The organism is Pseudomonas sp. MM227 (genome assembly GCF_947090715.1).
Classification (GTDB): domain Bacteria; phylum Pseudomonadota; class Gammaproteobacteria; order Pseudomonadales; family Pseudomonadaceae; genus Aquipseudomonas; species Aquipseudomonas baltica.
Map to the genome: position 1 here is coordinate 3,183,184 of NZ_OX352319.1, position 13,795 is coordinate 3,196,978.

The window sequence follows — 13,795 nt, forward strand, 5'->3', positions numbered from 1 at the left end:
ACTACCGCTGCACGCGAAACTGTTTCGGTGATTGCCCCGTGCAGCGTTTGAAAAAGCGCGAGAAGTAGGCCGGGTCGGAGAACCCGAGGTTGTCGGACACCTCGGCGATGGTCATGCTGGTGTAGACCAGATCGCGCTTGGCCTCCAGCAGCAATCGCCGGTTGATCATCTGCAATGCAGATTGCCCCGCGAGGCGCCGACACAGCGCGTTGAGATGGGCATTGCCGATACCGAGCGTCGCGGCATAGTGATCGATAGACAGGTGTTCACGAAACCGCAGTTCCAGTGTCTTGATGAAAACCTGCAGATAATCGCGCCCCCGATCGACTTGCAAGGTGTCCGACGAGGACAGTGCTTGTTTGCGCCGACTGAGCCAGATCGACAGTATCGTGATCAAGGATTGCAGCATTGCATCGCGGCCCGATCGCTGTTGGTTGTACTCCTGGGCAAGGGCTGAAAACAGCGTGTCCAGATATGCACGCTCGGCACCGACCGGATAACACACAGCCGTGGTCAGCACCGGGCTGCCGAGCAAGGCGCCGAGCTGATGGGCCAAGGGCAGCGCCAGGCTGAGCACGTGGCCCTGGGTGTCGGCGGAAAACTTGAACGTGTGCACGCTCAGCGCTGGAACGACCTGCAGCGAAGGAGAATCGACGAGATTGACCTCGTCCTCGACCTTCAACGTGGCCTGCCCTGCCTGCACGTACAACAGTTGCACCAGATCGCTGTGCCGATGGGGTTTTATTTCCCAGCCATGCAGCTTGCTCCGCTCGGGAATCGACTCGCAATGGATCAGGTCTGGCGTCGGCCAGGCCCCGGTTTCGCCGTACAGCTTGAACACCGGAACGGGCGCGGCGAGCGATTTCGACATTGTGTCTTCCCCACTGCAACGATCCGCCGAAAGTCCATGAAATATGCCGGATATTGCCTTCTTATCTCAAGTCTGCTCATCAAAAATACAGGGGACAACAATAAAAATGCACTGCAAGGGGTCACGCCCGCAGTCGCACCTCACAGGGCTGCTCACATGAAAACTCAAGTCGCTATTATCGGCGCCGGTCCGTCCGGCCTTCTGCTCGGCCAACTGTTGCATCGTGCGGGTATCGACAACGTCATCGTCGAACGCAAAGACCCCGACTACATCCTCTCGCGGATTCGTGCCGGCGTGCTCGAGCAAGGCACCGTCGACCTGCTGCGCGAAGCTTCGGTCAGCGCGCGTATGGACGCCGAGGGTCTGGTGCACGATGGGTTCGAACTGGCGTTCGATGGACGCAGTGAACGCATCGACCTCAGCGCACTGACCGGCGGCAAAACGGTGATGGTCTACGGCCAGACCGAAGTCACCCGCGACCTGATGCAGGCCCGGGCCGCCGCCGGCGCGCTGACGGTCTACGAGGCCGACCAGGTTCAGCCCCATGACATGAACAGTGACAGCCCGTACCTGACCTTCCAGCACAACGGCGAGACGGTTCGCCTGGACTGCGACTACATCGCCGGCTGCGATGGCTTTCATGGCGTGTCGCGGCAAGCGATCCCGGCAGAGGCCCTGAGCGTCTTCGAACGCACCTACCCCTTCGGATGGCTGGGTATTCTGGCCGACACACCGCCGGTCAACCACGAATTGATCTACGCCAACCATGAGCGTGGCTTCGCCTTGTGCAGCATGCGTTCGGCAACGCGCACCCGTTACTACCTGCAGGTGGGAGCAGAGGAGAAGGTCGAGGACTGGTCCGATCAGCGCTTCTGGGATGAATTGAAGCGTCGCCTGCCCGCGCCTGTCGCAGAGCGACTGGTCACCGGCCCGTCCATTGAAAAGAGTGTCGCGCCGTTACGCAGTTTCGTGGTGGAGCCGATGCAATACGGCCGTTTGTTTCTACTCGGCGATGCCGCCCACATCGTCCCGCCCACGGGAGCCAAAGGCCTGAACCTGGCGGCCAGCGATGTCAGCACCCTGTATCGCATCCTGCTCAAGGTCTATCGCGAAGGGCGTACCGACCTGCTGCAGAAGTACTCGCACATCTGCCTGCGCCGCGTCTGGAAAGCCGAACGGTTCTCTTGGTGGATGACCTCGATGTTGCACCGTTTTCCCGACACCGATGCCTTCGGACAGCGTATGCAGCAGACCGAACTGGACTACTTCGTGGGTTCGCCTGCCGGCCGCCAGACCATTGCCGAGAACTACGTCGGCTTGCCGTATGAAGACATAGAATGAATACGAGCTTCCAGTGCGGTACGGAAACTGCATTGATCTCGCTTTGCCGCCAAGCCAATGACGCCTTTTATGAAACCAAGCGACTTTACCCCAGCCAGACTATCGCCGTCGTTGCTGAGCAAAGCCCTGATAGGCTTCATTGCATTGGTGTGTCTATCCTTGGGTCTGGCAACTGCGTGGCAAATGAGTTTGTCCCGGGAAGAACGTCTGGCGGCCGCCAAAGTTGCAGTTTCCAATATCGTCCGTGCCGCCGAACAGCAAGCTCAAGATACGGTGCGACAAGCTGACAATACCTTGCGTGATCTTGTGGAACGCGTAGAGCACGACGGGCTTGCGATCGACGCGCGAGCGCGGTTGGCGAAGCTGATGGCGGCAAACGTGTCGAACGTCGAGGCTATCCAGGGGCTCTTCATCTTCGACGCCCGGGGCAACTGGATAGTTAACTCGTTCTCCGAGATTCAAACCCACGATAACGGTGATCGTCCTTATTTCATCTATCACCGTGATCACAGTGATACCGCCACGCGAATCGGCTCCATCGTGAAAAGTCGCATCACCGGGGATATGGTCATCCCGATCAGCCGACGTATCAATGGCGCTGATGGTACTTTTGCCGGTGTGGCATTGGCCACGGTGCCCGTTGCCTATTTCCAGACGTTCTTCGAACGAATGGATGTAGACGACCAGGGCGTTATTTTCCTGGCCCTGAACAACGGTGACCTGCTGGCCCGGCGCCCTACCCTGACGGCGCTGATGACCACCAACCTTGCCAAAGGCGATATTTTCTCGCGCTATCTGCCCGAGAGTGACAGCGGTATTGCCGTGACCAGATCTTTGGTGGACGGTGTGGAAAGGATCTATGCCTACCGCCGGGTCACCGGCCTGCCGATTGTCGCGGCTGCGGGTGTCTCCTCCCAACACGTATTCGCCCCCTGGTGGGCGTATGCCTATCGGTCGGCCGGGCTGATTGCCCTGATCTGCCTTGCCCTGATAGGGCTGAGCGTTTTGCTGTACAAGCAAATCCAGCAACTGATAACGGCGGAAAGCGAGCTGCAAGGCGCCCAGAACGAACTGGAAACTATTGCGCAAACCGACAGCCTGACGCAGTTGCCCAACCGACGTCGCTTCGACTTTGCCGTGCGCCAGGAATGGGCACGAGCCAGCCGCAATCGCTCGACGCTGGCGATCATCCTGTTGGACATCGATTGGTTCAAGCAATACAACGACCAGTACGGGCATGTCCGAGGCGATGACTGCCTCATGGAAGTCGCCAGCCTCATAGGCAGTGCGGTGCACCGAGCCGGGGATCTGGCGGCGCGTTATGGTGGCGAGGAGTTCGTGATTCTGCTACCGGAAACGGATCTTGCCGGTGCGCTCAGCGTTGCCGAAAAGGTCAGGCTGTCCATTTTCAATGCCGGCATCGAGCATTCAGCCAGTGCGTTGGGTAACGTCACTGTCAGCCTGGGCGTGGTGGCAATCAACGCACCCAAACATGACGCCTATACCGCAGCCCTGAAGGAGGCGGACAGGCTTCTGTATCGCGCCAAAAACCGAGGCCGGAACCGTGTCGAGGCGAACGAGCTGCTTGGTGCGCAAGCAACCGGTTCATACTCTAGCAGCCTGGTGACTTAGGGCATCTGCCCTGGATTATCCCAGGCGAGGGCTGCCGTCCGTCACCGCAGCCCCAGCCCGTCCTCACACCTTGAAGCGTCGTACCACAGCGATCAGATTGGCATTGGATGCGGCGAGCGCAGACGTGCTCTTCTCGGTCTGCGCGCCTCCTGCCACCAGGTCCTCGACTATCTGCCGCACCGCTACCATGTTGCGGTTGACCTCTTCACTGACGGCGCTCTGCTCTTCAGCTGCGGTGGCTATCTGCGTGCTGAGGTCGTTGATGCACACAACCGATTCGGTCATCGCATCCAAGCCTTCGTTCACCCTGGAGGTCTTGTCGACCGTGGCCTGACAGCGCGCCTTGGTGCTCTCCATCGCCACCACGGCAGCACTCACACCCTGCTGCAGACGGTTGAGCATTTCATTGATTTCCGAGGTGCTGGACTGGGTACGCCCTGCCAAGGCTCTTACTTCATCGGCAACCACTGCAAAACCGCGGCCTTGTTCGCCTGCACGCGCCGCCTCGATCGCAGCGTTGAGCGCGAGTAGATTGGTCTGCCCGGCAATGTCACCAATCACGCCCAGTACAGAATTGATACGCTGGGCATCGTGTTCCATGGCCCTGACCTTGGTAGTGGCGTCTTCCACTTCCGAGATCAGTTCACGGACACTGCTCGAGGCATCTTCGACCACCACTTTTGAATACCGGGCCTTCTCGCTCGCCACCTGGGTCATGCTCGCGGTTTGAGCGGCATTGCGGGCGACGTCATCGGCGGTAGAACTCATCTCGGTGATGGCCGTCACCGCTTGATCGGTTTCATTGGCATGGCGAGTCAGAATGCTGTTGGTGCCGCGCGACTGTCCGCGTAGCTGCTCGATACCCTCGGCAATCAAAGAAGACGAGTCGGACACTTCACTGATCATTTTCTGCAGATAGACGATGAAGCGGTTGATCGAGTGACCCACTGCGCCGACTTCGTCCTCGGCACGAATGACGATGCGCTTGGTCAGGTCGGCATCACCGGCCGACAACGTATCGATGTTGGTCTTGAGCACCGCCAGGCGGTTCATCAGTTGCCTGAGGGCGAACACGATGACCAGCAGCATGATGACCACCATCGGGATCTGCAGCATCGCCAGGGTCTTGAGCACATGGCTGCTTTGCGCCGTCAGTACTTCAGTGGGTTGGGCTACCGCCATCTGCCACGGCGTGCCTTCGACGGGCATCAGGAACAGGGTGTATTGCTTGCCATCGCTGCCGACAAACGTCGAACGCGTGGCACCGGGGCTTTTCAGCAAACCCTGCAGTGCTGCGGCGAAGGGGTATTGGCCAGCCAGGTCGCCGAGATTCTTCAGTACGTTGTTGCCTGGAATCTCCGGCTGGTTGCTCAGGACTTTGCCGTCGCTCTCGACGATCATCAGTTGCGCGTTGATCTCGCGCTCTTTCTGCGCGATCAGCTCATTGAAGAAGCCCAATGTCACATCGATGGTCGCGACGCCATAGGCGGCGCCGTCCTTGGTAATGGCCATCGCGCAGTTGGTGCGCGGCTCCGGGCTGGCATCGTCCTGGTAGGCCGAGGCCCAGTTGCACTGCCCCGCAGGGGCCTTGAGCCCACCGAGGTACCAGGACTGCTCAAAGTAGTTTTTCGATTCAGGCGAGTTCCAGTGCGTGTTGACTATCAACTTGCCGCTGGCATCGCGGTGATAGAACGTACTGTGCTTGGCCCGGCCCGCGGTACGTTTATCGGGAAGCGGCCAGATACCTCCGCCGAATACCTTCGACTCGCCGTACTGGTTGACCATGCTGGGCAGCAGGCGGTCGATACTGTCGCTGTCCAGTTGCGCAACCGTCTCGGTAATCACCCGCTGCTGCGCCTGCACCCGTGCCAACTCGCGCTTGATGACGGCACTGATTTCCCCTGCCTCAGTGACCAACTTGCGTTCATCGGTGCTTGTGAGGCTAGGCGTGATGAAGTAATTGACCCCTATCGCCGTCAGCACCGCGACGAGCAGAACGAAGCCTACGAAAGTAGCGGTATAGCGAGTTTGAATGGTGTGCAGCATGAGGGGTGCATCCGCAAGGTGTGGAGTTATTGATCTTGTATAACCTTATCGGCGCGGAACTTTGTCGCATGAGTGCAAGCCCTGATAAAACGTGAACATCTCGGTTCATCAGGAGCGTGCACGGCTTGCTCATACAGTGCGATCAGAGCGCGTTCACCTGACCGATCGCCAGTGGCTCGGCGCTTTCGCCGATGCCGTTTTCCAGGGGTGCGCCAAACGCATCGAGGCTGATCTGGAAGCGATCACCCGGCTGGGTTTTCACGCCGTCGGCGAATGACAGTGTCGCGGTGCCGAAGTAATGCACGTGGACGTCGCCCGGGCGCAGAAACTGCGCGTATTTGAAGTGGTGGAATTCAAGGTTGGCGAGGCTGTGGCACATGTTGTCTTCGCCGCTGAGAAACTCCTTTTCCCAGAGCGTTTGGCCATTGCGAATGATGCGGCTGGTGCCGGCAAGATGCGCTGGCAATGCACCCACGCGCAGTTCCGGACCGTAGGCGCAGAAGCGTAATTTGGAATGGGCAAGGTAGAGGTAGTTGCGCCGCTCCATGACATGGTCGGAGAACTCGTTGCCCAGGGCATAGCCGACGCGGTACGGCTGGCCGTCCTCACCAATCACATACAGCCCTGTGAGTTCGGGTTCTTCGCCGGCATCTTCGGCGAAGGGTGGAACAGGGAAGTCGGCCCCCGGCCGCACGACGATGCTGCCGTCACCCTTGTAGAACCATTCCGGTTGCGCGCCGGCTTGGCCTTGTGCCGGTTTGCCGCCTTCCAGGCCCCATTTGAAGATGCGCATGGTGTCGGTCATGCCGGCTTCGACAACGCCCTCTTGCTGGTGCATCTTGTCGCGCGCCGAAGCGCTGCCCAGGTGAGTCAGGCCGGTGCCGCTGATCAGGCAATGCGCAGGGTCTTCGTGATCGAGCGGCGGCAATACGCGGCGCTCTTGCAACAACTGCGCATAGTCCGGACCCGGTCGCGTGCCACGGGCGGCCACTTCATCGGCCAGGCCGTGGTGACCGCGAATGGCCGCCAGAGCGAGCTCGCGGGTCGTGCGGGTATCATTGACCACCTGGACGTGGGCGCCCTCGACAACGCCAACCTGGCGTCCCCCGTCGGTGTTTTCGAATTGAATCAGACGCATGTGTGGCCTCCGGAACGTCATGGTTGGCGCCGCCCGCAAGCGGCGCCAAAGGGTCACTCGATGATGTTGAAGTCGCTCAGGTATTCATCGGAGATTTCCAGGCCCAGACCCGGGGTATTGTCGTCGAGCTGAATGTAGCCGTTGACCGGTTGTGGCTCGCCCTTGAACACGTAATAGAAGAGTTCATTGCCCACCTCGACATCGAACACCGGGAAGAACTCGGCCATCGGCGACGCCGTGGTCGACATGGTCAGGTGATAGTTGTGCATTTGCCCGGCGTGCGGGATGACGGGCACCGACCAGGCTTCGGCCATGGCGTTGATCTTGCGGGCAGCGGTGATGCCACCGACACGGTTGGTGTCGTACTGGATCACGTCGATCGCACGGCGTTCGAGCAAGTCCTTGAAACCGTAGGAAGTGAATTCGTGCTCACCGCCGGAGATCGGCATGATGCCCATCTTCTTCAGCTCGATGTAGCCTTCGATGTCGTCGGCAATGACCGGCTCTTCGAGCCAGCGCGGTTCGAACTCGGCGAGCTTGGGCAGCATGCGTCGGGCGTATTCCAGGGTCCAGCCCATGTAGCACTCGAGCATGATGTCGACGTCGGGGCCGGCCAGTTCACGCAGGGCACGCACTTGTTCGATGTTCTTGCGCATGCCGGCCGGGCCGTCTTTCGGGCCATAGCCGAAACGCATTTTCAGCGCAGTGAAGCCCTGGTTCAAATAGCCTTGAGCCTCTTCGAGGAACAGGTCGAGGTTGTCATTGGCGTAGAGTTTGGAGGCGTAAGTCCAGATCTTTTCCTTGGTACGGCCACCCAGCAGTTTGAACACCGGTTTGTTGACCGCCTTGCCCATGATGTCCCAGATCGCGATGTCGATTGCCGAGATCGCCGCCATGCCGATGCCCTTGCGGCCCCAGGCGTGGCTCTGGCGGTACATTTTCTGCCAGATGTATTCGTTGTCGAACGGGTCTTCACCTATGGCGATCGGCGCCAGATAGGTGTCGATGATTTCCTTGGCCACACGTGGCGCCAGGGCGCAGTTACCGATGCCGACCAGACCGGTGTCGGTCTCGACTTCCACCACCAGCCAGCCGTGGAAACGGAACGAGCCCATGGCGTCGCCGCGCTCGAACAGAATGTCACTGGCGTTGGTGCAGAAGTGCGCCTGGGGCGGAACGACTTTGCCTTTCCACTCGAAAACGCGGGTACGGATGGCTTTGATTTTCATGGATTCAGGTTCCTTGCGCTGCCGGTTTCTTGTAATTGTCGAGTCGTGTTCAGTAGCTGTTGCCCGCCCATCCGGCAGGCAATTTCGAACGCTTGGCGAATGGCGCCGACATTGGCTTTGCCCTGCCCGGCAATATCGAACGCGGTGCCGTGGGCCGGGGTGGTGATCGGGATCGGCAAGCCGCCCTGCACCGTTACGCCGCGGGAGAAGCCCATCAGCTTGATCGCGATCTGCCCTTGGTCGTGGTACATCGTGACCACTGCGTCAAAGGCACTGGCATCGCCCTGGACCTTGAGGAAGATCGTGTCGCCCGGATACGGGCCTTCCGCGGCAATGCCCATGGCCTGCGCCGAACGCACTGCCGGGCCAATGATGTCCAGCTCTTCGCGACCGAACGAGCCGTTGTCGCCGTTGTGTGGGTTCAGCCCACACACGCCGATACGCGGTTTTGCCAGGCCGCTGCGCTTGAGCGCGGTGTCGATCAGCTGAATCGCTTCGATCACCCTGGTCTGCGACAGCAGGCCCGGCACGTCGGCCAGGGCAACGTGCGAGGTCACGCGCGAGGTCCACAGGTTGTCGAGCACGTTGAATTCGCAGAACGGCCCATCGAAGCCCAGCAACTCGGCGAACCAGTGCAGCTCATCGCTGTGGGCCATGCCGGCCATGTGCAGCGAGGTCTTGTTCAACGGGCCGAACAGCACGGCGTTGGTAGTGCCGGCTTCGGTCAAGCGCAACGCCTGTTCAAGGGTGTCGAGGCTGTAGCGACCGCCGATGACACTGGCTTCACTGCGGGCAAATTCGCCCACGGTGTCGCCGCGAAAGTCATACAACAGCGGCGTGTCATCGGCGAACGACAACTGCTCCAGCGACTCCACGCGGCGGTAGGGAAATTCCATTCCGGCAATGCGCATGCCGCGCTGCATTTCCGCTTCGTCGGCGATCAGGATCACGTTGGCCTGGCTGCGCACCGAGGGCTCGGCGAGCAGCCGTGCGATCAGTTCCGGGCCGATGCCCGCCGGGTCGCCAAGGACCATGGCGATGGATGTCTTGTTCATGCTTCACTCCTCAAGGGTTCAGGCCGTGTCCGGTCAAGGGTGCCCGGCTCGCAGCGATAGACGCGCTGCGCATTGCTGTAGAACAAACGCTCCTGATCGGCCAATGGCAGATCGGCAACGATGGATTTGAATCCGTTGTAGATGACATCGAACGAGCCACAGAGGCTGTCCATCGGAAAATTGCTGGCGAACATCACGCGGTGGGTGCCGAACATCGCGATCACCTCGCGCACGATCCAGGCGTTGTCCTTGGCCCGCCACGCCTGGCGCAGCTGGCCGAGGCCTGACACCTTCACCTGCACGTTCGGCCACTGGGCCAGCCGCGCCATGGCCAGGCGCCAGGCGGCCAGGCCTTCGGCGCTGCGGTCATTGGGCAAGCCGGCATGGTTGAGAATCAGCGTGGTGCCCGGAAAATCCCGCGCCAGCCATTCCGCCTCATGCAGATTCCACCACGGTGTCTGCAGGTCGAAATGCAAGCCCAGCCCTTGCAGCACGGCATAACTGCGCCGCCAGCGCTCGTCGCTCATCAGGCTGCGCACGTGCCCGACCTGCGCCCTTGTGGTCGGGCCTCCAGGCTTGTGGCGCACGCTGCGCACGCATTTGTAGGAGGCTTGCTCGGCCAGTACGGCGGCGGCCTCGGGATGATCCAGCCAGGCTTGCGCGACGATTGCATTGGGCAAACCGTAGCGGCGGGCGAGTTGTTCGACGAAGCGGGTTTCGCCCACCGGGTCCTGCGGGTCCCATTCCGATTCGATGTACACCGTCTGCACGACCTGGTGAGTACCGGTATCGGCGAGGTAATCGTCGGGCAGGTAGCTGCGTTTGATCGCGCCGTAGTCGCCATAGCGGAACGCGACACTGGCATCGGCTGCCAGCCACGGATGGGGATTGATCGAAGGATCCCAGAAATGATGATGGGCATCGATGATCGGACCGTTCCACAGCTCGGCCATGGCGCACCTCATTGGTGATTTATTGTTCTTCTGATTGATCGTTCTTCTGGGTGCAGCCCACCGCAAAACACGGCATTGGCGAGCACTATCGAAGGCTCCCTGATAACCGTCCAATCAAATATTGGAATACAGCGATAGCCTGGAGTTATCTCAACGGGGTTTTTGCGGGTCTGCAGATGGGTTGCGGCGAACCGGACTTTCTTATGAAATGGCTCTGGACCGGCACTTACACCCTGCTGAGAGGCTTTGTGCGGGGCTAGCTATAACCCCTGGTTATCGGTGTATGTATTGTTTTGACTAGACGCGGAGCCTGCAGCTTCCCACACTCACTCCAGGCTTGCGGTTCGACCGCTCAGACAAGTCACTTATAACAACTACAAGAAAACGAGGCTCTTTCCATGCGAAATGCATTCGTCCGTCGTACATCCCTTCTCATTCTCGGCTGCTCCCTGGTTGCTGCCGGCGCTCTTCCGGCGCTCGCCACGGCGGCCTGGCAACCGGAAAAGAATGTCGAAATCGTCGTCGCGGGGGGCCCCGGTGGCGGCACCGACCAGCTGGGTCGCCTGATTCAATCGATCATCTCCACGCACAAGCTGCTCGACGTCAACACCATCGTCCTCAACAAGGGCGGCGGCAATGGCGCCGAAGCGTTTCTCGACCTGAAGATGAACAAGGGCGATCCGGAAAAACTGGTGATCGGCACCAACAACATCTACCTGCTGCCGCTGGTGGCCAAGCTCGGTTACCAATGGCAGGAACTGACCCCTGTGGCGGCCGTCGCCGAGGATGACTTCATCCTGTGGAGCTACAAGGACGCGCCATGGAAAGACGCCAAAGGCTTCTACCAGGCGGCCCAGGCTGACCCTGCAAAAATGCGCATGGGCGGCAGTCAATCCAAGGATGTCGACCAGACATTGACCTTGCTGCTGAACCAGACCAACAACAGCAAGCTGGTCTACATCCCGTTCAAGAGTGGCAGCGAAGCCGCGACCCAACTGGCCGGCAAGCACATCGCCGCCAACGTCAACAACCCCAGCGAAAGCATCAGCCAATGGCGCGGCGATCAGATCGAGCCGCTGTGCGTGTTCAGTAAAGAACGCATGACCTACACCGACAAAGTGGCCGGCGACAAATCCTGGGCCGACGTGCCGACCTGTTACGAACAAGGCCTGGGCATCGATCAATATCGCTTCCCGCGCACCGTGTTCATGCCAGGCGACGTCACTGCCGAACAGCGCGCGTTCTATGTCGAACTGATGCGCAAGGTCACCGAGACGCCGGAGTTCAAGGCCTACGTCAAGCAGAACGCATTGGTACCGACCTTCCTCGAAGGCGAGCCGCTGACCGCCTACATCGAAAAAGACACCGCCCGCGTGACACCGGTGTTCAAGGAAGCCGGCTGGCTGAAAAACTGAGTCGCCTGCGGCCGTCCGCCTAAGGACGGCCGTCATCTGCTGGAGGTGTTTCATGTCCCATTCTTCGGATTCACCTGCGCTGGTCGGCACCCGCTGGGTCGAACTTGGCCTGACTCTCTTCACCACGCTGATAGGCGTGGTGGTGATGTTCGGCAGCGTCGAACAGGGTATCGGCTGGGGCGACTCCGGCCCCGAGCCGGGTTACTTCCCTTTCTACATTGGCCTGCTGCTCAGCGCCGCCAGCCTGGGCAACGGCGTGTTGACCCTGGTGCGCTGGAAAGCGCTGAGCATTGCGTTCGTCAGCCGCAGCGCCTTTGGCCAGGTGTTGTCGGTGTTCATCCCGATTGCCCTGTTCGTCGGCGCGATGCCGCTGGTGGGCATCTATGTGTCATCGGCCTGCTTCATTGCCTGGTTCATGTGGAGTGACAAGGCACGCGCCACGCCCTACAGCAAATGGAAGATCGCAGGCATCTCCCTCGGTGCAGTGCTTGCCAGCTACCTGATCTTTGCGCTGTGGTTCAAGGTCCCGCTGGATGGCGGTCCATTGGGCGAATGGATTGCCCAGACCGTGAGATATTTCAAATGAGCGAATTCGATTCCTTGTTGCAGGGCATGAACCTGATCCTGACCCCGGGCCACATCGGCCTGATGGTGATCGGCGTGCTGCTGGGTATTCTGGTGGGGGTGTTACCCGGTCTCGGCGCGCCCAACGGCGTGGCGTTGCTGCTGCCGCTGACATTCACCATGTCGCCGGTGTCGGCGATCATTCTGCTGTCGTGCATGTACTGGGGTGCGCTGTTCGGCGGCTCGATCACCTCGATTCTGTTCAACATACCCGGCGAGCCGTCATCGGTGGCGACCACCTTCGACGGCTACCCGATGGCCCGCGAAGGCCGTGCGGCAGAAGCATTGACCGCCGCATTCAGCTCGGCGCTGATCGGTGCACTTGCCGGTGTCCTGCTGCTGACGTTCCTGTCGACACGCATCGCCGAGTTCGCCATGTCCTTCAGTTCGCCGGAGTTCTTTGCGGTGTATCTGCTGGCGTTCTGCACGTTCATCGGCATGAGCAAGAATCCACCCCTGAAAACCGTTGTCGCCATGATGATCGGCTTCGCCATGGCAGCCGTCGGCATGGACACGGTGTCCGGCAACCTGCGCCTGACGTTCGACCAACCGATCCTGATGACCGGGATCAGTTTCGAAGTGGCGGTGATCGGCCTGTTCGGCATCGGCGAGATTCTCTGCACCGTCGAGGAAGGCCTGGTGTTTCGCGGTGAGCATGCGCGTATCACACCGATGGTCATCCTGCGCACCTGGGCCAAGCTGCCGCGGTACTGGTGGACGATCGTGCGCAGCACCCTGGTAGGTTGCTGGATGGGCATCACCCCGGGTGGGCCGACGGCGGCCTCGTTCATGAGCTACAGCCTGGCGCGGCGCTTCTCGAAAAACCGCGAGAACTTCGGCAAGGGTGAACTCGAAGGCGTGATCGCCCCGGAAACCGCCGACCACGCGGCAGGCACCAGCGCGCTGCTGCCGATGCTGACCCTGGGCATTCCCGGCTCGGCAACCGCGGCAGTGATGCTCGGTGGTTTGATGATCTGGGGCCTGCACCCCGGGCCGACATTGTTCGTCGAGCAGCATGACTTTGTCTGGGGGCTGATTGCGAGCATGTACCTGGGCAACGTGGTGAGTCTGATCGTAGTGCTGGCCACCGTGCCGCTGTTCGCTTCGATCCTGCGCATTCCGTTCTCGATCATCGCGCCGATCATCATCATGGTCTGCGCCATCGGCGCGTACTCGGTGCACAACTCGTTCTTCGACGTGGTGTTGATGCTGGGCTTCGGCGCCCTGGGTTACCTGTTCAAGAAGCTGGGCTACCCGATTGCGCCGCTGGTGCTGGCAGCGGTGTTGGGCGACAAGGCGGAAGATGCGTTCCGGCAGTCGATGCTGTTCTCGGACGGTCACATCGGCATCTTCTGGTCCAACCCGTTGGTGGGCGGCTTGACCACGGCGGCTCTGCTGATGCTGTTCTGGCCGCTGATCTCCAAAGCGCTGCAAACCGTGCTGGGCCTGCGCAAATCCCAATTGCCGAAGGCAAAATCAGTGCTGTGACAC

The 13,795-nt window shown here is 60.3% G+C and carries 11 protein-coding genes; 5 read left to right on the forward strand and 6 right to left on the reverse strand.

Annotated elements, in window-relative coordinates; all coding sequences use genetic code 11:
- Nucleotide 1: 1 nt before the first annotated feature.
- Nucleotides 2-871 carry a helix-turn-helix domain-containing protein gene (locus ONG87_RS14380; protein ID WP_264381504.1) on the reverse strand — a complete coding sequence of 290 codons (870 nt, stop codon included), beginning with the start codon at nt 869-871 and terminating at the stop codon, nt 2-4.
- A 156-nt stretch (nt 872-1,027) separates the two neighbouring features.
- Here ONG87_RS14380 and pobA point away from each other — a divergent pair, with 156 nt between their 5' ends.
- On the forward strand, nt 1,028-2,212 hold the full coding sequence (gene pobA, locus ONG87_RS14385; RefSeq protein WP_264381505.1) for a 4-hydroxybenzoate 3-monooxygenase: 1,185 nt from the start codon (nt 1,028-1,030) through the stop codon (nt 2,210-2,212).
- Between the two features lie 69 nt (nt 2,213-2,281).
- Nucleotides 2,282-3,844, forward strand: a complete 1,563-nt coding sequence (locus ONG87_RS14390) for a sensor domain-containing diguanylate cyclase (protein ID WP_264381506.1) — start codon at nt 2,282-2,284, stop codon at nt 3,842-3,844.
- A 63-nt stretch (nt 3,845-3,907) separates the two neighbouring features.
- Here ONG87_RS14390 and ONG87_RS14395 read toward each other — a convergent pair whose 3' ends face one another.
- From ONG87_RS14395 to ONG87_RS14415, 5 genes are all read right to left on the reverse strand, one after another.
- On the reverse strand, nt 3,908-5,890 hold the full coding sequence (locus tag ONG87_RS14395; protein WP_264381507.1) for a methyl-accepting chemotaxis protein: 1,983 nt from the start codon (nt 5,888-5,890) through the stop codon (nt 3,908-3,910).
- Nucleotides 5,891-6,032: 142 nt separating this feature from the next.
- Complete coding sequence (araD1, locus tag ONG87_RS14400) at nt 6,033-7,028, reverse strand: AraD1 family protein (RefSeq protein WP_264381508.1); 996 nt, start codon at nt 7,026-7,028, stop codon at nt 6,033-6,035.
- Nucleotides 7,029-7,081: 53 nt separating this feature from the next.
- Nucleotides 7,082-8,257 (reverse strand): L-rhamnonate dehydratase, encoded by a 1,176-nt coding sequence (locus tag ONG87_RS14405; RefSeq protein ID WP_122476260.1) that lies wholly within the window; start codon nt 8,255-8,257, stop codon nt 7,082-7,084.
- Nucleotides 8,254-9,312: a 4-hydroxythreonine-4-phosphate dehydrogenase PdxA gene (locus tag ONG87_RS14410; protein WP_185794376.1), complete on the reverse strand. Its 1,059-nt coding sequence runs from the start codon at nt 9,310-9,312 to the stop codon at nt 8,254-8,256. The genes ONG87_RS14405 and ONG87_RS14410 overlap by 4 nt, the downstream gene beginning before the upstream one ends.
- On the reverse strand, nt 9,309-10,265 hold the full coding sequence (locus ONG87_RS14415; protein ID WP_264381509.1) for an amidohydrolase: 957 nt from the start codon (nt 10,263-10,265) through the stop codon (nt 9,309-9,311). The genes ONG87_RS14410 and ONG87_RS14415 overlap by 4 nt, the downstream gene beginning before the upstream one ends.
- Before the next feature lie 398 nt (nt 10,266-10,663).
- On the opposite strand from ONG87_RS14415, the gene ONG87_RS14420 reads away from it, so the two are divergent.
- The 3 genes from ONG87_RS14420 to ONG87_RS14430 are packed head-to-tail and all read left to right on the forward strand — an operon-like array spanning nt 10,664 to nt 13,792.
- Complete coding sequence (locus ONG87_RS14420) at nt 10,664-11,680, forward strand: tripartite tricarboxylate transporter substrate binding protein (RefSeq protein WP_264381510.1); 1,017 nt, start codon at nt 10,664-10,666, stop codon at nt 11,678-11,680.
- Nucleotides 11,681-11,732: 52 nt separating this feature from the next.
- On the forward strand, nt 11,733-12,266 hold the full coding sequence (locus tag ONG87_RS14425; protein WP_122476268.1) for a tripartite tricarboxylate transporter TctB family protein: 534 nt from the start codon (nt 11,733-11,735) through the stop codon (nt 12,264-12,266).
- Nucleotides 12,263-13,792, forward strand: a complete 1,530-nt coding sequence (locus ONG87_RS14430; protein WP_122476270.1) for a tripartite tricarboxylate transporter permease — start codon at nt 12,263-12,265, stop codon at nt 13,790-13,792. Before ONG87_RS14425 ends, ONG87_RS14430 begins: the two co-directional genes overlap by 4 nt.
- Nucleotides 13,793-13,795: the final 3 nt, after the last annotated feature.